General features: G+C 42.0%; 20 protein-coding genes. 12 read left to right on the top strand and 8 right to left on the bottom strand.

The features are described 5' to 3' along the window. Window positions 1-172: 172 nt before the first annotated feature. Together CJU60_RS21805 and mgtE are read left to right on the top strand one after the other, a co-directional pair. Window positions 173-295 (top strand): hypothetical protein, encoded by a 123-nt coding sequence (locus tag CJU60_RS21805; protein WP_010330178.1) that lies wholly within the window; start codon window positions 173-175, stop codon window positions 293-295. Between the two features lie 17 nt (window positions 296-312). Continuing rightward, window positions 313-1,668: a magnesium transporter gene (gene mgtE / locus CJU60_RS07970; protein ID WP_024121136.1), complete on the top strand. Its 1,356-nt coding sequence runs from the start codon at window positions 313-315 to the stop codon at window positions 1,666-1,668. Window positions 1,669-1,711: 43 nt separating this feature from the next. On the opposite strand, the gene CJU60_RS07965 is transcribed toward mgtE, so the two are convergent. Further along, a complete protein-coding gene (locus tag CJU60_RS07965; protein WP_003239028.1) occupies window positions 1,712-2,044 on the bottom strand; it encodes a MerR family transcriptional regulator in 333 nt (110 codons plus the stop codon). Window positions 2,045-2,237: 193 nt separating this feature from the next. Here CJU60_RS07965 and CJU60_RS07960 point away from each other — a divergent pair, with 193 nt between their 5' ends. The 3 genes from CJU60_RS07960 (at window position 2,238) to CJU60_RS07950 (ending at window position 3,265) form a co-directional block, all read left to right on the top strand. Next, window positions 2,238-2,393, top strand: a complete 156-nt coding sequence (locus tag CJU60_RS07960; RefSeq protein WP_010333974.1) for a hypothetical protein — start codon at window positions 2,238-2,240, stop codon at window positions 2,391-2,393. A gap of 87 nt (window positions 2,394-2,480) precedes the next feature. Then, window positions 2,481-2,663 (top strand): hypothetical protein, encoded by a 183-nt coding sequence (locus CJU60_RS07955; protein ID WP_024121137.1) that lies wholly within the window; start codon window positions 2,481-2,483, stop codon window positions 2,661-2,663. A gap of 137 nt (window positions 2,664-2,800) precedes the next feature. Then, complete coding sequence (locus CJU60_RS07950) at window positions 2,801-3,265, top strand: MarR family winged helix-turn-helix transcriptional regulator (protein WP_081638289.1); 465 nt, start codon at window positions 2,801-2,803, stop codon at window positions 3,263-3,265. An 18-nt stretch (window positions 3,266-3,283) separates the two neighbouring features. On the opposite strand, the gene CJU60_RS07945 is transcribed toward CJU60_RS07950, so the two are convergent. Further along, complete coding sequence (locus CJU60_RS07945; protein ID WP_095713453.1) at window positions 3,284-4,405, bottom strand: MGDG synthase family glycosyltransferase; 1,122 nt, start codon at window positions 4,403-4,405, stop codon at window positions 3,284-3,286. Between the two features lie 92 nt (window positions 4,406-4,497). On the opposite strand from CJU60_RS07945, the gene CJU60_RS07940 reads away from it, so the two are divergent. After that, complete coding sequence (locus CJU60_RS07940) at window positions 4,498-5,049, top strand: YkoP family protein (protein WP_095713452.1); 552 nt, start codon at window positions 4,498-4,500, stop codon at window positions 5,047-5,049. A gap of 22 nt (window positions 5,050-5,071) precedes the next feature. Here the strand turns inward: CJU60_RS07940 and CJU60_RS07935 are convergent, their stop codons facing one another. Next, entirely contained in the window at window positions 5,072-5,845 is a 774-nt protein-coding gene (locus tag CJU60_RS07935) for a metallophosphoesterase (RefSeq protein WP_411810096.1), read from the bottom strand. A gap of 238 nt (window positions 5,846-6,083) precedes the next feature. On the opposite strand from CJU60_RS07935, the gene CJU60_RS07930 reads away from it, so the two are divergent. Then, window positions 6,084-7,775, top strand: a complete 1,692-nt coding sequence (locus tag CJU60_RS07930) for a DUF6044 family protein (RefSeq protein WP_095713455.1) — start codon at window positions 6,084-6,086, stop codon at window positions 7,773-7,775. A gap of 12 nt (window positions 7,776-7,787) precedes the next feature. Then, window positions 7,788-8,801, top strand: coding sequence for a glycosyltransferase family 2 protein (locus tag CJU60_RS07925; RefSeq protein WP_095713450.1), 1,014 nt, complete (start codon window positions 7,788-7,790; stop codon window positions 8,799-8,801). 27 nt (window positions 8,802-8,828) lie between these two features. Here CJU60_RS07925 and CJU60_RS07920 read toward each other — a convergent pair whose 3' ends face one another. From CJU60_RS07920 to CJU60_RS07910, 3 genes are all read right to left on the bottom strand, one after another. Further along, on the bottom strand, window positions 8,829-10,664 hold the full coding sequence (locus tag CJU60_RS07920; protein ID WP_095713449.1) for a DNA ligase D: 1,836 nt from the start codon (window positions 10,662-10,664) through the stop codon (window positions 8,829-8,831). 3 nt (window positions 10,665-10,667) lie between these two features. After that, on the bottom strand, window positions 10,668-11,552 hold the full coding sequence (gene ku, locus CJU60_RS07915) for a non-homologous end joining protein Ku (RefSeq protein ID WP_024121144.1): 885 nt from the start codon (window positions 11,550-11,552) through the stop codon (window positions 10,668-10,670). Between the two features lie 90 nt (window positions 11,553-11,642). After that, window positions 11,643-14,045: a bifunctional diguanylate cyclase/phosphodiesterase gene (locus tag CJU60_RS07910; RefSeq protein ID WP_141243770.1), complete on the bottom strand. Its 2,403-nt coding sequence runs from the start codon at window positions 14,043-14,045 to the stop codon at window positions 11,643-11,645. 189 nt (window positions 14,046-14,234) lie between these two features. Between CJU60_RS07910 and CJU60_RS07905 the strand changes: the two genes are divergently transcribed. The 4 genes from CJU60_RS07905 (at window position 14,235) to CJU60_RS07890 (ending at window position 18,115) form a co-directional block, all read left to right on the top strand. Next, window positions 14,235-14,903, top strand: coding sequence for a DedA family protein (locus CJU60_RS07905; RefSeq protein WP_095713448.1), 669 nt, complete (start codon window positions 14,235-14,237; stop codon window positions 14,901-14,903). 256 nt (window positions 14,904-15,159) lie between these two features. Further along, entirely contained in the window at window positions 15,160-15,954 is a 795-nt protein-coding gene (locus tag CJU60_RS07900; RefSeq protein ID WP_095713447.1) for a TerC family protein, read from the top strand. Between the two features lie 263 nt (window positions 15,955-16,217). Next, window positions 16,218-16,973, top strand: a complete 756-nt coding sequence (gene sigI / locus CJU60_RS07895) for an RNA polymerase sigma factor SigI (protein ID WP_044156149.1) — start codon at window positions 16,218-16,220, stop codon at window positions 16,971-16,973. Then, on the top strand, window positions 16,970-18,115 hold the full coding sequence (locus tag CJU60_RS07890) for an anti-sigma-I factor RsgI family protein (protein ID WP_095713446.1): 1,146 nt from the start codon (window positions 16,970-16,972) through the stop codon (window positions 18,113-18,115). Before sigI ends, CJU60_RS07890 begins: the two co-directional genes overlap by 4 nt. Before the next feature lie 10 nt (window positions 18,116-18,125). Here the strand turns inward: CJU60_RS07890 and sspD are convergent, their stop codons facing one another. Next, entirely contained in the window at window positions 18,126-18,320 is a 195-nt protein-coding gene (gene sspD, locus CJU60_RS07885) for an acid-soluble spore protein SspD (protein WP_010333988.1), read from the bottom strand. 132 nt (window positions 18,321-18,452) lie between these two features. Further along, complete coding sequence (locus tag CJU60_RS07880; RefSeq protein ID WP_024121150.1) at window positions 18,453-19,154, bottom strand: DUF1836 domain-containing protein; 702 nt, start codon at window positions 19,152-19,154, stop codon at window positions 18,453-18,455. Window positions 19,155-19,263 lie beyond the last annotated feature (109 nt).

Here is a 19,263-nt window from a genome sequence, read left to right as displayed (position 1 = left end):
CATAAGGTGATTTTTAATGCAGCTGGATGATTGCTCCTATGCCATACAGTGCTAAAGCTCTACGATTGAAGGCGCCCGCACGCTTTTTTTGCCGTGCTTCTTTCACCTTCAATCCAGAAGGCTTTTTTTATGCCTTGAAAACGAAATGTTGAACAAAAAGGAGGTGCGGAGTATGGATTCTCCCCATTCGAGTCAATCTGAAGAAGTACCCATATACTATGACAGCAAGACAATTGATTACACGATGAGGAGACGATCTGCCGCACCTTCTGGCGAGGCCGGCACGTCTCCGTAGAGGAGGTACGAGTCCCGATGGTTCAAAACATGACCTATGACGAACTCATTTTACGCATCATTATATTATTGCGAGACGGAAAAATCAGGGATTTCAGAAGTGTTATTGATGAGCTTCAGCCCTATGATATGGCGTTTATTTTTAAAGAAATGCCGGAAAAACACCGCGCCCGCTATTTATCTTATTTAACTGTTGATGATATTACTGATATGATCGGCGAACTGGAACGGGAATTTCAGCTAGCCGTCTTAAATAAAGTCGGAAAAACAAAAGCAACACTCGCCATGAACAAAATGGACAACGATGACCTCGCTCAATTGCTTGAAGAAATGGATGAAGAACTGAAGGAGCAGCTTTTATCCAGCATGGAGGCATCAGAGTCAAAAGCTGTTCAGCTCCTTATGAATTACCCGGCTGATTCAGCGGGGCGCATGATGACCAACCGTTATGTGTGGATTCCTCAGCATTACACGGTAAAAGACGCGGTCGTCAAACTAAAAAGTTTCGCGGAAATCGCAGAGTCTATCAACTACTTATATGTTATAAATGACAGTAAGCAGCTTGTCGGCGTTCTGTCATATCGCGATTTGATTCTCGGGGAACCGGAAGAAAAGGTACAAGACTTGATGTTTACCCGTGTCATTGCAGCAGACGCGCTTCAAGATCAGGAAGAAGTGGCGCGGCTGATTGAACGTTACGATTTCTTAGCGATTCCGATTGTGGAAGAAAACAATGTGCTTGTCGGGATCGTGACGGTCGATGATATCATCGACGTCGTTATTCGGGAAGCCGATGAGGACTACGAAAAATTCGCCGCATCAGGTAAAGCCATTACCTTCGATACAAAAGCATATGTTGCAGCATACCGCCGCCTTCCATGGCTGATCCTGCTTTTGTTCATCGGGCTGATTTCAGGCAGCATCATGAGCTATTTTGAAGATACGCTGAAGCAGGTCGTGGCGCTGGCATTCTTTATGCCGATGGTGTCAGGGATGACAGGGAATACAGGAACACAGTCTCTCGCGGTTGTCATCAGAGGTTTATCTAAAGAAGAAATGAATAAAACAACGATTGTGAAACTGATTTTTCGGGAGCTCAGAACGAGTATTTATATCGGTGCCGTCTGTTCTGTCTTAATTACGGTGATCGCCATTATATGGCAGGGGAATGTGCTTTTAGGATTTGTTGTCGGCTCTTCACTGCTGCTGACCTTAATTATCGGCACGATGTCCGGAACAATCATCCCCATTATTCTGCATAGACTGAATGTAGACCCGGCCATTGCGTCAGGCCCGCTCATTACGACGTTAAATGATATTTTGTCATTATTAATTTACTTTGGTATTGCGACTGCATTCATTCACTCATTATAAACGATAAAAGTCCGTCTCAGATTGCGAGGCGGACTTTTATCGTTTAACGGTTTTTGTACCTAAAGTGAGCATTAAGCTGCCCCTCCAGCATTTTTTTTCGTACTTGCGGATCGTTTTTTACCATTTGTTCTTTTTTGCGCATATCTTTTAAAATTTCAGCTGTCTGCACGCCGTCTTCGCGTTTGTTGGCAATATCCATCAGCCGCTCGACGTCGGCAAAAGAATATTTTCTCGTTCCCCTTGAAGAACGCTGCGGATAAATCAGCTTACGCTCCTCATAATACCTGATCTGTCTTACGGACAACCCTGTCAATTCACTGACAATCCCGATTGAAATCACTTTTTTGTCTTTATAAGAATGATCTTCTGTGGTCATTTTTCCACCCCTGGATGTCTTTTGATAATAGTATATAAAAAACATAGAGAAAAAACCTGACGCTTGTTATATTTTCTAACATGAAATAGCAGATTTTTGAAAAAATACGGCAGAAAAATTAACAAGAATGATGCGTAACCTATAAGCGCGTTTTATCCTTTATGTAACGATTAAATGAGGAGGAAGGATAATCATGGAGGAAGAAAAAGCGGTCTCACTGGCAAAGGAAATAATCGAGTTGGATATGAAACGGGATGAAATGCTTGAAACGTTTATGCAGCTTGCCGGAGAACATGCTTTTCAGCTTTTAAGATCAGTTCAAAACGGACTTTACCGAAAATCTTCGTAAACATAAATTCTTTACATTAGATTCACACCACATTCATTTAAAAAGAGTATCTTATTTAGAGGATACCTTAAAATGAAGGAGGACGCTATGAGTAATTTATTGAAAACAGCATTAGAAAAAGAACGAAGCCATTATTCAGAAAAACTCTTTCAAATCGGAGTTTATAATAAAGAAGTAATGAACAAAATGACACTTTCTGAACTGCGGAAGGAATACGCATATTTCTTTCGCAGCATCCCATATCACCAAAAAAATCCTTATACAAAATAACGAGTATAAGGATTTTTTTGTTTCCTGAAAAGGAATTTCTCGAATTATAGCGAATAAAAATAATAAGGGCATTAAACTCTTATTATATGTAAGGGTTTTCATTATTTTTTTATAAAAATTCTATATACGGGGTAGATATGATGAGATTATCGTTTAACGAAGAAGAAGTTGAGCGTGCGATGAATTTGTACAGAGTTTTTGCAAGGGCTTTCAAAAGTGTGTCTGAACACAGCATCCGTGACAGCAAAGAGCACGGCTTTAATCCCACAGAATTTGCCGTACTGGAACTTTTGTATACGAGAGGCCCGCAAAAATTACAGCAAATTGGGTCGCGACTTCTGCTTGTAAGCGGAAACGTCACATATGTCATTGACAAGCTAGAAAGAAACGGGTTTTTAGTCAGGGAGCAGGACCCGAAAGATAAACGCTCCGTTTACGCGCATCTCACGGATAAAGGGAATGAGTATTTGGATAAAATTTATCCAATCCATGCGCTCCGTATAGCGAGAGCGTTTTCAGGCCTTTCGTCTGATGAGCAGGACCAGCTGATTCTCCTGCTGAAGAAAGCAGGTATTCACAGCCAGCATTTACTGTTTCGTTAGTCATTCCACACTCTCTTTTCAGGAGGGTGTTTTTTTATGTTCACATTCATCTAATATCCTTTTTAAAACCTCTCCAATCTCCCGGTCACACATTTGGCCAAGATACTCCCTGACTTGCTTCTCTGCTGCTGCCCGTTCATTCGATTGAAAAAATGCGGAAATGCGTTCCTCTGCCCGCTTCATATCCCAGTTTCTTATATCTGTGACAAGCTGCCGTTCTTTTAACAGGTTCACATTCATTTCCTCCTGTCCCGGCAGCGCATGATAGATAAATACCGGAAGCCTTTTCTTTAAGCATTCACTGATGGTTACGCCTCCTGGCTTTGTCATGACGCCTGAGGCTTGTGCGTACAGACTGTTCATTTCTGCTTTGCTGTGAAGGTATGGGATCGCTTCGATAAAAGGATGTTGTAAACTTTTGACATAGCGGTAGAGCTTTTCGTTTCTGCCGCATAATATTTTGTATAAGATGTTTCCGCCTGGCGACAGCTCCTGGACCAGCTTAAAAATACCTCCGACTCCCATACTGCCGCCTGTAATCATGACGGTATAAGGCGGACGATGCTGACAGGTTTCTGCGGTTCCTGTTTCATAAGCCCGGTGAACGGGAATGCCGGTCAAAAATATTTTTTCCTGGCTGATTCCTTCGGTCATGAGCTGCTTCTTGATATCCATGATCGGGACAAAGTGGTAGTCAATGTTCTTCCGCCCCCATACCTGATTCACAAAAAAATCCGTGTATACATTTACAATGGCCATGTTTGGATATTCCGGTTTCAGCATGTTTAGCAGGTAAGAAGGCAGGGCGTGTGTGCAGAAGGCGATATCAGGCTGTTTTTCTTTGAGAATCTGTCTCATGCTTTGCATAAACAGCCATTCATACATGGCATAGCGTTTGACATTTTTACACTCTCCGCAAGCGAGAAGCTTGTATATTCCGCTGTACGTTTTCGGGAAATATTGAATCCATTTTAAATAAGCTGAGGAGGACAGTTGTTCTAAACGTTTATACGTATGTGAAAAGATATCAATTTTTTCTGAATGCAGCCCTTTAGATTCCAGATCAGCCTTCAGGGCATCAGCAACATGATGATGCCCGGTGGAAATGCTTAAAAAAGGAAAAATAAGAATGTTTGTCATGTCTGTCCTCCTTAAAAATATGGCAACTATATTTTGGGGAGAATCATCACAAAATATAAGGGTGTTTTTTTGATGATAAGGAAGGTGAAGAGATGAAAACCTGTTTCCTTTCCATTTGGAGAGTGATTGACCCGATTTATTTCTTTTTTTCGAGGCTGACTTTGATTGAAGATGAGCGAAAATGCGTCTTTCGAGTCAGACTGACGAAATACAAAGGGCATCATGTGGTGCTGAGTGACGGAACGCATATAAGAAAAAACGATGTGCTCGTTAAAATCCATCTGCACAACATCAAGCTGATCAGGGAACTGCAAAGCATTGAAAGCGCGGTCAGAAAAGGAATCATCATTTATCAAAAAGTATATCAATCAATGCCGATGCTGCTGGATTATATCAACAATCATAAAAAAAGCGAAAAAATCAAAGGGATCATTGGCATTACAATGCTTGATAAAGGGGTAGAAAGGCTCGGCTTTGACGTGGTAACCCCGGTCAATCCTTTTTACAGATCCTTTAAAAAAATCACCCATATGCCGATTTTATATTTAACGTCAAAGCCAGTGAGCTTGCGAAATCTGCCGGATTCATCCTATTTGTTTATCTCGAAAGAAAAGCTTCAGCACACCTATCAAAAAAAAGACTGATGCCATGGTCAGCACAGTCTTTTTAAATTTGATGGAAAGTCACTTCGGGGCGGCTTCCTACACGGATATTAACGCCAGTTTGTCCTAAACCTTCACTGATATAAAACGGTTTATCGTGATGATAATGAAGACCTTTAATCATATTCATGCGTACAAGCTTGCCCATTTTCACCAAATGATACGGCTTTGGCCAGTGGATTTGCCCTCCGTGAAAATGGCCTGATAACAGGTAGTCAAAATGAATATCCTGCATCTCTAAAATAATATTCGGATCATGTGTCAGTACAAGGTGATAGCCATTCTGAAGACCTTTATAAGAGTTTGTGATTTTACTGCGATTCGTGCTGTAATCGTCAATTCCGATAATATTAACAGGCCCTGCATCAGTATTGATGTGAACATGTTCATTTTGCAGCGTAATGCAGCCGTTTTCCTCCAGCACTCGCTTTAATCTTTGAAAGTCCTTTTCTTTTAATACATAATCATGATTGCCAAACACCGCGTACATGCCATAAGCAGGCTTCAGTTGTTGCAGTGCCTGCAAGTAGCCGGCAAGCTTTGGAATATTTCGTTTCCGGTCAAGAAAATCTCCGGTCAGCGCAATGATGTCTACAGGTTGATTATTTGTTAAACGATACAGCTCATCAGGCGAAACAGAAATGTTTTCTAAATGAAGATCCGATAAATGAAGGATATTCAGTTTTTTTCTTGCTGGAAGGCCGTCTTGCTGATCAATTGAAATCGTGTTGACCTTCACATCTTTTGTGTTGCGGTTTGCTTTATATATAAATGGCATAACAGCAAGTATGACCAATGAAAGTAAGATGAACACATGTATCCCCTCCCTTCTACCAGTATAGTAAGTGATCCAGCCTTATGGATAGCGGGAATTAATGGGTTGAAGACCAGTTTGAAAAATGCAGAAAGGATTGTCATTTGATGAATGTTTTAGAAGGGAAAAGGGATAATAAATTTTGACAGGTGAGGCAGATCATGCCCAATAGAAGTCAGAATAACAGATGGATGTGTTAGGGATGTTACGATTAAGACAACACAAAAAAGAAACATATTATCTTTTGATGGCTTTATTTCTCCTTTTGCTGTATGTCTCCCCGCTTTTTATTTTGAAGGAAGACGCCCATATTCGCGTACACGATAATTTGGATTCCAATATCGCTTGGTACAAGGTGCTGGCCGACAGCGGAGAAATCATCGGCAAAGTTGATGCGGCCATTCCGCAAATCATTAACGGACTGCCACGGGATGCGTTTGGCACTGAGTGGAGCGGAATTGTTTGGCTGCACGCGTTGTTTTCTTCTATGACCGCCTATGCGGTAAGCCAGACCATTACGAGAGTTGTCGCTTTCTTCGGAATGTATGTGCTGCTGAAGAAACATGTGATTCCGGAGGAGAAAGCGGCATTGATCCGAATTGGCGTATCGCTCGCATTTGCCTTAACGCCTTTTTGGCCTTCTGGAATGCTGAGCACGCTTGGATACCCTTTGGCGCTGTGGGCTTTTTTGAATATCCGAAAAGGGGATATCTCATGGAGAGAATGGCTGACGCTCGGTTTGCTGCCGTTGTATTCAAGCTTTGTATTAGGCTTCTTCTTTTTCTTGGCTGGGATGGCATGCTTCTGGCTGTATGATGTCATCACAAAAAGAAAATGGAATTTCATTTTCTTAGGCAGCATCGCTTTTATGACAAGTATTTATCTATTTGTCGAGTACCGGCTTGTCTATTCGATGTTGATTTCACACGCGCCGATGCACCGGATTGAATTTATTTCATCAAGGCATGATGTTTGGCACTCTCTGCGTTTGTCCGTCAAAAACTTTGTCTACGGACACAACCATGTCATGACAGTTCATACCGTTGTGATTCTTCCAATCTTATTACTCGTCTTTTTTGCTGTGCTGTTCAAACGAAATCGGACAAGGGAAGAAAACGTTTATCTTTTTCTCTGCGTGCTGAATTATGCGCTGTCACTGTGGTATGCGTTTTGGTTTAACAAAATATGGGCTGTTCCAAAGCAGAAATTTGCATTTTTAGCTGAATTTAATTTTGCCCGTTTTCATTTTTTGCGCCCGCTGGTGATCTACATGAGTTTTGCGCTCGCTTTGTACCTCATCTGGCGGATGGGGAAAAAGTGGCGATGGCTTGTGTATGCGGCAGTTACTGCGCAGCTGATGGTCCTGGCGCCTTTTAATGAGGAGTATACGTATGGCGTTCACTACAACGCGCCGACGTTTCGTGAATTTTACGCATCTGACCAATTTAAAGAGATTAAGGAGTATATCGGGCGCCCGCAAGATTCGTACAGGGTGGCGAGTATCGGTCTGCATCCGTCTATTGCCCAATACAACGGTTTTTACACCTTAGATACATATAACAATCTGTACCCGCTCTCATATAAATATGAATTTAGAAAAATCATTGAAAAAGAGCTGGAAAAAAACGCCCAATTGAAACGATACTTTGATGAATGGGGGAGCCGCTGCTATCTGTTCGTCGATGAGCTTGGCAAACGATATGACTTTAAAAAGAATTCGAAGAAAACAATCAATCATCTTGAATTAAATACAGATGTGTTTCAACAAATGGGCGGACAATATATTTTTTCTTCGGTTCCCATCATGAACGCTGACCAAAACCACCTGGCGCTCGTGAAAACATTTGACCATAAAGATTCCGCCTGGCGCATTTATTTATACGAAACAAAATAAGGAGGATATCGATTGAAACAGCCACAGCCAGTGTTAACCATCGTCGTTCCGTGTTTCAATGAAGAGGAAGTATTTAAAGAGACAAGCCGTCAGCTGACGGAGGTTGTAAACAGCTTAATGGAAGAAAAAATGATATCCGAAGACAGTAAAATTTTATTTGTTGATGACGGCAGCAAAGACCGCACCTGGTCTTTGATTGCCATGGAAAGTGTGAAAAACAAGAAGGTAACCGGATTAAAATTAGCCTGCAATGTCGGACATCAAAAAGCGCTTTTAGCAGGTCTGCATAAAGCAAAGCAAAAATCAGACTGCGTGATTTCGATTGATGCCGATCTGCAGGATGATATCTCTGTTATCAAGGATTTTATGCTGAAATATCACGATGGTTTTGAAATCGTGTACGGCGTGCGCCGCAGCCGGAAAACCGATACCTTTTTTAAGCGGACGACCGCTATAGGGTTTTACCGGTTCATGAATAAGCTTGGGATTAAGTTAATTTACAATCATGCCGATTTTCGCTTAATGAATAAAAGGGCGCTTGAAGAACTCGCGCGCTATCCGGAAGCCAATTTGTTTTTAAGGGGCATCGTTCCTATGATCGGCTTCAGGTCAGCCGAAGTCTTGTATGACCGCAAAGAACGTTTTGCCGGAAAAACGAAATATCCGCTGAAAAAAATGCTTTCATTCGCATTTAACGGAATTACATCCTTCAGTGTGGCCCCGATTCGCTTTTTTACGCTTTTGGGTTTTCTATTATTTTTGGTAAGCGCCATGGCGGGGATTGGCGCAGTCATTCAAAAAATGCTCGGCCACACAAACGCGGGCTGGGCGTCTCTCATCATCTCCATTTGGTTTCTGGGCGGATTGCAGCTCATGGGAATCGGGATTATCGGCGAATATATCGGAACGATTTTCTCTGAAGTGAAAAGACGGCCGAAGTATGCGGTTGATATCGATTTGTATAATGAACCCTTGAGCCCGCTGCAGCGTCAGGAAAGTGAGCATTTGGAGAAAAAATACAGTTGAAACAACACAAAGAGCTGACCGGATAAGTCAGCTCTTTTTCTTCAGCTGATTCAAAAGAGCGGCAAGAGGTTCATCCTGCGGATTGCGGTAAAATTCATAAAACGGGCATCCTTGTTTCTTGACCCGGTCAACGACGGTATCGATTGTATACATCGCCGGTGTCAAAGATGGCTGCACCTCGTGCCAATACAGCGGCGCCGCTACGGTGCCAAGCTCGTTTCCCCTGGTGGAATAGGGGCAGATAATCGTTTTTCCTTCAGCATGCTGCAAATAATCGAGATACAATTTTCCATGCCTGTTTTTGATCAGGCGTTCGGTTGTAAATAGGTCTGGAAATGCATTGGTACAATATTCGGCAATCAGCTGTGTAAATTGGCGTGTGTCCTCGTACGTAAATGCTTCTGGTGACAAGGGAATGTAAAGCTGAATCCCCTTGTTGCCGGAAAGCTTCGGATACGATGTGATGCCGAAGGATTCAAAGAGCCGTTTGAGTTCATTTGCTGCCTGAACAGCCATCAGAAAGTCATCTCGGGACGGGGGATCTAAATCAATGACAATCTCTGCCGGCCTTCTGCTTGTAATCGTTTGAAAAGGAACATGAAACTCTAAAGCGAGCTGATTGGCAAGCCACAATAAGGTGGACAGGTCCTTACAGACAATATGTTCATGGCTACCGTCAAAAAAGGATTGGACAAAGTCCGGTGTATAATCCGGCTTATTTTTTTGGAAAAAGGATTCGCCCCTTGATCCGTGCGGATAGCGAATAACCGTGACAGCACGGTCTTTGAGAAACGGGAACAGGTAGTCGCTGATTTCAATCATATACTGGATGAAATCTTCTTTTGTTTTTTTATGCTTTTCAAATATGATTTTATCCAGGCTTGTAAACTGCAGTTTTGGATGAACCGGCTTTGAGCGGCGCACAAGCTGTGCAAAGGTGCAGTCGGTCCAGTCCATTTGAAATTGAAATTTGACAAACGAAACCTCTCGAAGCGTGCCTTGTAAAATCGTTAAGTACTGGACAGTAGCGCAGATCGATGGTTCGAGCGTATATTCACCTGATGCTGTTTTATGTCCGTGCTGTTCCATAATCGCGCGTATTGCATTTTTTTCTTCCTCGCTCATCCCATGTGATACAGAGGCGACAGGCGTCATTACACCGTTTTTTAACACAGAAACCGTCAGAAATCCATTGTGAGGATTAAATCCTGTGATACAAACATCGGCATGTTTAAAGTTTTTATATTTCAGCCAATCAGATGACCGTTTTTTTTCGAGCCATTTGCTGTTGATTTTTTTTGCTACAATTCCCTCTCCGTCATACTTTATTACCTTCTCCCAAATCGGATCGAAGTGCTGGTAGGGGGGGATATACTGAATGGTTTCCTTTGCATAAGGATTTGGCTCAGCCGGGAGCTTTGCAGCAGACATCAGCTCATGCAGCGATGTTTTTCGGTCAATATAGGAATAAGTCGATACATCTTGTCCGCTTCGTTCCAAAAGGTCAAATGCGAGAAAACAGCAAGGCCGAGAGTTTGCGGATTCCTGTATCTTCTCCGGCCTTTTCAAACGTCCCCGCACTTGAATATGTTCAAAATCTGAACGGAATGGATTCGCCAAAAACACGATTTCTCCGTCAAGTGTTAACGGAAGTTCCTTTTCTATATGCTGAAAAGCAGTTTCGGCAAAGTTGGCAATTTCAGGGAAGGTGCTGTTAAGCTCTAAGCCATTTCTGCTCGTTAATGTCACGCCTGACGTATTAATGCGGAGAATACAGCGAAACCCGTCATATTTTACTTCGTAACGCCATTCCGCTCCTTTTGGAGGTGACGCAGTAAGGACGGGCTGCATGGTAAACGCCATTGGTTATGATGTGCCGGAGACTTTTTTTCTAGTGGTTTTCTGCTTTTTTTCTCCGGCTCCTTTCGGTTCTCCGCCTTCGGCAGGTGCTGCTGCTGGTTTTTCCCGGTTCGGCCTTTTGGTTCGATCGATGCTGGCTTGAAGTGCGCTGACCAGGTCGATCACATCCTCACGAGGAGGCGCTTTGTCAGGAGTGACGGCTGTTTCTTTATTTTCCAGCTTATCATTGACTCTTTGCAGCAAGGCTTTTCGATACGTGTCCTCATATTGTTCCGGCTGAAATTCAGTTGTCAGCTCATCTATCAGTGTAATGGCGGTTTGCAATTCTTTATCATTTACATTTGATTGATCAGGCACTCCGGGTACGTGGGCAGCACTACGGACCTCATCGGGATAATGGATGGATTCCATTACGATGCAATTTTCATATACGCGGAGAATGGCAAGCTGCTGTTTCGACCTGATCGTCATATTGGCGATCCCGATCTTTCCGGTGGATCGAAGCGCCTCGCGAAGAAGAGTATAGGCTTTCGTGCCGTTATCTCCGGGTCCGACAAAGTAGGAGCGGTTAAAATATATCGGGTCAATTTCCTGCAGCTGAACAAAATCGACAATTTCAACCGCTTTCTCTTCATGCTCCTGCTTTAAGCTTTTTAAATCTTCATCAGTCAGCACGACATATTTTCCTTTTACGTATTCATATCCCTTCACAATTTCGTCAGGGCTGAGCGTTTTTTCGCAGTTGGTGCACATTTTTTCATATTTAATTGGCGCATGATCTTCTTTATGAAGGCTTCGCAGTTTGATGTCTTTGTCTTCTGTGGCGGCATAAAGCTTGATGGGGATATTCACCAAACCGAAGCTGATGGATCCCTTCCACATTGTATGCATATCGATGAACCCCTTTTTTTCATTATTGTGGAGATGAGAAGGGGGATTCATGTGTAGTAACTTATGGGTATAAAAAAACAGCCGGCGCTGTTAACGCGGCGGCTGGTTCAATATCAAGTGTTCAAGCTGTTCGGGCGGTATCGGCCTGCTGAAAAAGAAGCCCTGTAAATGGTCACAGCCTTTTTCGTCAAGCAGCTGTTTTTGGCCGGAGTTTTCCACGCCTTCGGCAATGACTTGTAAAGACAGCTGATGGCCCATGGCAATAATGGCACCTGTAATTTGTTCTGATTTTGGGTGTGTCTGAATATCATCGATGAATGATTTATCGATTTTCAGCCTGTGGATCGGAAAGTCCTTTAAATAACTTAGAGAACTATGCCCCGTGCCAAAATCGTCAATGCTGATCCTGATGCCTAATTTGGTTAAAGAAGATAGAACCTTTTTGGAGTGGTCAAGATTATCCATAGTCATGCTTTCTGTTACTTCAACTTCAAGAAGGCGAGGGGGAAGCATGTATTTAGAAAGTGTATTCTTGATGAGCGGAATCAGTTCCTCCGATTGAAACTGTCTGGCGGAAATATTAATGGCGACAGAAAGATCAAATCCTTTGTCGTGCCAGACTTTTGCCTGCCTGCACGCCTCATCAATAATCCACTTTCCAATATCAATAATAAGGCCGGTTTCTTCGGCAACACCGATGAATTCTCCAGGCGGACGCAGATTGCCGTCGGGAGTGACAAGGCGTATGAGCGCTTCAGCACCTGTCATTTTTTGATCTCTTGTACTGAATTGCGGCTGATAGTGCAAGACAAATCTTTTGTTATCAATCGCTTCCCTCAGCTCCATTTCTTGATTAAGCTTGACGGTTTCTTTATTGCCGATTGAGAAAGAGTAGTATCTGTATTTGCTTTTGTTTCGCTCTTTGGCCGCATACATTGCCATATCTGCTTTTTTCATCAATTCAGGGCCGTCTGTTCCGTCTTTAGGAGAAATCGCAATTCCGATGCTGACGGATGTAATAAGGGTGTGTTCCTGAATTTTAAATGGCTTTTTGAATTGCTGAATGATTTTTTTAGCCAACACATCGGCTTCGCCTGTTCCAGTATTGGCGTCAGTCATAATAATAATGAATTCGTCACCCCCAAGCCGTGCGATAAATCCATTATCCGGTATAACGGATGAAAGCCGTTTAGCCGCGAGCTGGAGCAGCTGATCGCCGACATTATGGCCTAATGCGTCATTTATCACTTTAAACCGGTTCAAATCTAAGAAAAATACCACGGTGTTATAATCCAAGGCATGCTCGCGATTCAAGACTTTTGTTAAATGGGAGATCGCATGTCTTCTGTTGGGTAAATCTGTAAGAGAGTCGTAATGAGCCATTCTATGGATTTTTTTTTCGGCTCTGTACTGTTTTGTCACATCTTTACAGATGACATATATGCTGTCCAGTTCTTGGTTCACCTCAACAGGAATAAACGTAATATTCAAATGAAACTGGCCTTTGTCCGTCATAAGATTGGTATCGCTGTTAATGGCTTGTTTTTCGCTTTTGACCTGCTTAAAAAGCGCATTGATTTTTGGCGACATATAATGATTCCAATTTTGATGGTTTAGGCCGAAGTTATTCATCATATCCTCACCAGCATGATTAGAAGAAATAATATCTCCTTTTAATGACAGGATAAAGATCGCATCAATATTATGAATGATTAAAGATTGAAACCGCTGTTCGTTATCCTTCATGCGTTCATTTTGTTTCATGAATTTTCGATCAGCATGAGAACTGAATAATAATAACGTTTGAATACAGAAGACGATTAAGGCAATCAGAATAGACCAATCGAATGTATGGACTTCCATATGATGGTCGGGAGGTGCAACATCCTCATAAAATGTAGCGGCCATCATTCCTGTATAATGCATTCCCGATATGCCAATTCCCATTATTAAGGCACTGATTATTTTATAAATCAGCAAATGGTCTGCAGGTTTTTTCATGGACAAGTCAAAGAAAATCTTTAGTGAGACGAAAGAAGCTCCAATGGCAATGACAATGGATAATGTAAAAAGCAGCGGTTCATACATCATCATTACCCGGGAAATGGAAGACATTCCGATATAATGCATAGATGAAATCGATGCACCCAGCACCACCGATCCTGTAAGCAGTCTGTAAAAGGTTAGGATATAACGGCTGACGATATATAAAGAAACAAATGATCCAGAAACAGCAGCTGCAATCGAGGCAACTAAAGGCGCCAGTTCATAATGCATCGGCATCTCCGTATGAACAGCCATCATGCCGATAAAATGCATGGACCAAATCCCAAAGCCCATAATGATAGAGCCTGCAATCAGCCACACCTTGCTTTTTAATCCCGTATGAATGGTGACTTTTCTTGAAAGTTCAAGGGAAGTGAACGATGCTGCACAAGCAATAAGAATAGATAAACATATGAGTGTTGTATTATACGTTGCGTGTAATTCCATATGGAGATTCCCCCGTGTGTTCCAGTCTTGTTGACTCTCCTTAATATCGGCTGTCAGCTAAAGAATTTCAGTCTATATGCCTGGAGAAATTGTCAGAAAAACGCTTGAAATGAAGATTCTCTGTTTTTAGTTCTGCTGACCGTCAAAAATATGTTAAAATCATTTTGATGTTTTGAGTGAAAAACAAAAATGTGTATACATAGATCAGGGAAAAGGGAAGTGAAGATGATCGAAGAATTGGTTATGTCCTGGATAGAAGCATTTAAAAGCTTATCTTATTTCGGAATTTTTCTGGCGCTCTGTATTGAATTTATTCCGGCCGAAATTGTCCTTCCGCTTGCAGGTTATTGGGTATCGAAAGGTGACATGACGCTTGCCGGCGCTGTTCTGGCAGGATCATTGGGAGGAGTCGCCGGTCCGCTCACCCTGTATTGGATCGGGCGTTATGGAGGCAGGCCGTTTCTTGAACGTTTCGGAAAGTACTTCTTTATAAAGCCTGAGGCTCTTGACAAATCGGATGAATTTTTTAAAAAACATGGCGGTTTTGTCGCTTTCAGCGGCCGCTTCCTGCCGGGGATCCGCACCCTGATTTCCATACCATGCGGCATCGCAAAAATGAATGTCTGGGTGTTTTCTCTTTACACGTTTATCGCCATGCTGCCGATCACATTTGTGTATGTATATCTTGGTGTGAAGCTCGGAGAAAATTGGAAAGACGTTGGCTCTATTCTAGACCAATATATGCTTCCGATCGGGATCGCCATTTTGATCTTGTTTGTTCTCTATTTAGTGATAAAAAAGAGGAAAAAACGAATGCAGTCTGAACATTTTTCAGTTTTTTTAAAAAATAAGCGTTGACAAATAAACTCGCTCCGCATATCATTGACATATAATATGATATTTCTTGAAATCCCAAAGGGGAGTAGCGTCCGGAATGTTCCGGAAACAAAGTCGTCATTTCATGGATAGTGATATCCATCGGCTTTGTTGGCATGCCTGAATTCATGTCTAGCAAGACCTTTGCCTTATGTCGGCAAAGGTCTTTTTTGCATGTCCGGCCGGCATAAGATCGGATGAAGAGAAAGAAAACAACTTTTTTGGGAGGGTATCATTTATGGATGCAGCATTATTATTGGAGTATGGTTGGGTTCTTCTCGTCTTGATCGGGCTGGAAGGTATTTTAGCCGCCGATAACGCTCTAGTGATGGCGGTTATGGTAAAACATTTGCCGGAGGAGCAAAGAAAGAAGGCATTGTTTTATGGGCTGGCAGGCGCCTTTGTTCTGCGATTTGGCTCTTTATTCGCTATTTCTTTTTTGGTGAACGTATGGCAGGTTCAAGCCATTGGCGCGATCTACTTGCTGTATATTGCAGCAAGCCACTTGCTCAAAAGATATGTATTTAAGAAAGAAGACAATCATAAGGTGACGAAGCAAAGCGGATTTTGGCCGACTGTATTAAAGGTTGAACTGGCAGATATCGCTTTTGCTGTTGACTCCATCTTAGCGGCCGTCGCTCTGGCCGTTACGCTGCCGGGAACTTCACTTCCAAAGATCGGCGGACTTGATGGAGGACAATTCTTCGTTATTTTGGCCGGAGGCATTATCGGACTGGTGATTATGCGGTTTGCGGCATCGATGTTTGTTAAGCTTTTAAAGGAACGTCCAAGCCTAGAAACAGCAGCATTTGTTATTGTCGGATGGGTCGGGGTAAAGCTTGCTTTATATACACTCGCACATGATGACATCGCCATAGTGTCCTCGCACTTTATCCACTCAGGGACATGGAAGCTGATTTTCTGGGGTGTCTTAGCGGCGATCGCAGTTTGCGGCTGGTTTATGTCAGGCTCAAAAAAACAGGCGGAAGACGCACAAAACGAACAAAATAACAGAAGCCAAGAAAGGGCTTAATCATAAAGACTCTGCTGAAAAGCAGAGTCTTTTCATGTTTGAAGCGTTTTCACAGTCGAAATAAAATAACATTTTTATAACAGCTTTGTTACAAAAACCTCTTTTAAAACCCCCAAAATTCTCTTTAAAGGCACGAAATCCTGTATAGTACGTGAGAATGGATTGTCATAATTGAGACATTGGAAATCAATATTTCTTTTTCTCCTTTGCGATTCCCTATCAAATTAGCTATCATTAATGAGTAGTTATAGGGAGGAACTGAGGTGAAACCAGTGCTTAGCCTTTTGTTTAAATTGGGAAAAAAGAAGCAAACGCTTGAAAAATCTGTTGAAAGCATACAAAAAGGCAATAAAGATCTGCAAAACGAGTTGATACAGCAATATAAGCCATTTATCGCAAAAACGGTTTCATCCGTTTGTAAACGATATATAGATGAAAAAGACGATGAGTTCAGCATCGGACTGATTGCATTTAACGAAGCTATTGAAAAGTACTCACCTGAAAAAGGAAATTCGCTGCTCGCATTCGCAGAGCTTATTATAAAAAGAAAAGTCATTGATTACATTAGAAAAGAAGCAAGAACCGCTCAAAATATTAATATGGATTTACAGGAGGGTGACGATCAGGAATCCTCACAAAGCCTGATTGAAGCCGAGCTTTCTATTGATGAATACCGCCGCCAGATAGAACAGGAACAGAGGCGGGAGGAAATTCTGTATTTTCAAAAGCAGCTCAAAGACTACGGTCTTTCATTTCAAGAGCTGCTTGAACATTCTCCAAAGCATGCGGACGCAAGGCAAAACGCCATAAAGGTGGCGCTCACCCTTGTCGAGCATGAAGAATTAGCTGCGATTCTTTATACGAAGAAACAGCTTCCTGTTAAACAGCTCGAACAGCTCGTTTCAGTAAGCAGAAAAACGATTGAGCGAAACAGAAAATATATCATTGCAATGTGCATTATCATTACCGGTGATTATATTTATTTAAAAGATTATCTTAAAGGGGTGCTGCACTCATGAGAAGAGGGATCATAGTAGAGAAAAATAAAAAATTCGTCACGTTGCTGACCCCTGACGGACAATTTTTAAAAGCAAAAAATGATCGCCAAACATATGAAATCGGAGAAGAAATCATGCTTCCGAGTGAGACACGCATGGGCAGAAGGGCCAGCTTTTTTGATGTTTTAAGACTGCGCCCTTTCAAAATGGGGATTTTTTCGATGACTGCTATTATGCTTTTTATTTTTATAATTCTCCCCGTTTTCTCTAATGACAAGGCCTATGCGTATATGACAATAGATATCAATCCAAGCTTCGAAATGGCGTTAAACAGCGATTACGAAGTGATCGAACTGACGCCCTTAAATGATGACGGCAAGAAGGTTATCAGTGACATCGATGATTGGGAGGAGACTGATTTTAAAAAGGTGATAGACGATATTATTACGGATTGCAGCGAGCATGGATATGTAAAGGAATCGAAAGAAATATTGATTTCCACTGTTTATGAAAATACGGATGACGATACATATAAATCAGGAGTAAAAAAACAGCTGAATGATGTAACGGAAAAATATAAAACGACATACCGCATGGAATCTCTCGAAACAGATATGAAAACGAGAGAAAAAGCAAAAAAGGAAGGCGTATCAACAGGCAGCTACATAAAATCGAATGAAAAGAATAACATGAAAGATCCAAATGAAGATTCTCAAAAATCCGGGGAAGAGGATCAAAAAAATACCGGCAGCGAGGAAGAAAACAAGAATCAGACAGACGATCAGGACAGCAAACAAGGAGAAAATGAACAGCTGGATGATACGGATTCACAGAAAGAAGATACAACTGACACGCAGAATGATGATAGTGAACAGAATAAAGATGTAAAGGAATCAGATGAGAACACGAAAGTTGAAAAAGATGGGGATACTGAGCAAACCCCTACACAAGTTCCTCAAGATAACGGAAATGAAGAAGAAGACAATGGTGAACAGAATAGCAAGAATAGCAAAAATCGTAAAAATTGGAATAACGGTGAAAAAGGAAAGGATCATTCCTCATCTAATCGGGATAATGCTTCTTACCACCGTAACCCAAATGGCTACAGCAGCAATAATGAATCAGCTCAAACAGAAGATTCGCCGAGTGCCCCCGGCGAATAGAGTCCTGAGTTTATTTATTTGTGCCATTTAGCTGTGATTGTGCCTGCTGAACCAGACGCTTTGTCATTTCCCCGCCTACAGAGCCGTTAGCGCGTGAAACTGTATCAGAACCAAGGTTCACACCGAATTCTTGAGCCACTTCAAGTTTAAATTGGTCTAGTGCCTGCTCCACCCCTGGAACAACGAGTTTATTTCTGCTCGCCATCTTTTTTCATCTCCTTTTTCTATTAAGAAATTCTTAATGCGTATTTAGTTTGAAATGTACGGGGTTTATTTATGCTGGCAATTGTTGTGGGGGAATAAGAAACCCCCGGCAATTTGCCGGGGTACCTCCTGATTACAGTATGTCAGCGGTCATTTTGTTCGCGGTCGCCTGAATATGGAACGTCAAAATGGAGAGAACTGTAATGGCAATAATCTGCCTGATTTTGACCCATTGGGCGTCACTCAGCTCTTCAAAATGGTGACGAAGAAGGTCTGTTTCCTGTTCGACAATCTGCTGGAGGTTTGATTCCTTCATGGAAGGAGTATCTTGGTGATAAATGGCATGCAGCACATGCGCGCAGCTTTCATAGTACGCTAACGGGCTGATGACATCATCAGATCTGTCTGAGATGGTGTTAAAAGCAACTTTTAAGATAGCTCGTATGTGTTCAAAGTCATAAATGGATTTTAGGTCACGTACAATTAAAAGAATCACTGCCTGTTCAACTGAATACTTTTTACCCAGCTCAGGATGGCCAATGAGGTCTTTGATATCGCGTTTCACCCAATTTTGAATCGCGGTTGACTTTAACGAAGTCAGCTCGCATAAATTGCCAAGCTCAACGATTTCGTTGGTTGAAAGCCCGTATTCTTTTTTCTGTTTTTTTCGTTCATATCTTGTAAGAAATTCTGGAATTTGAAGATGGCTTGCCGCTTCTTCCGCTGACATATTCGCCGATTTAACGAGGATGTCGAGCGGGCTAATGTCTCCCAGGCCTTTAAGGGAATAGAGCAGCCGTACCATCTCAATTCGAGTGAGTTTAAAAATATTCATTGTTCACCTCTTCAAGACAATTTGACGCGGATATAATCTCTATGTATAAATGCACTATTAAAGCGTCAGTAATACATTAACATCATACGTCTAAATCCTTGCATTTTCA

The organism is Bacillus sp. 7705b, from assembly GCF_002289525.1.
GTDB classification, from domain to species: Bacteria; Bacillota; Bacilli; order Bacillales; family Bacillaceae; genus Bacillus; species Bacillus halotolerans.
Note: the sequence above shows the minus strand (reverse complement) of the source record. Positions and strands in the feature narration are given on the sequence as shown.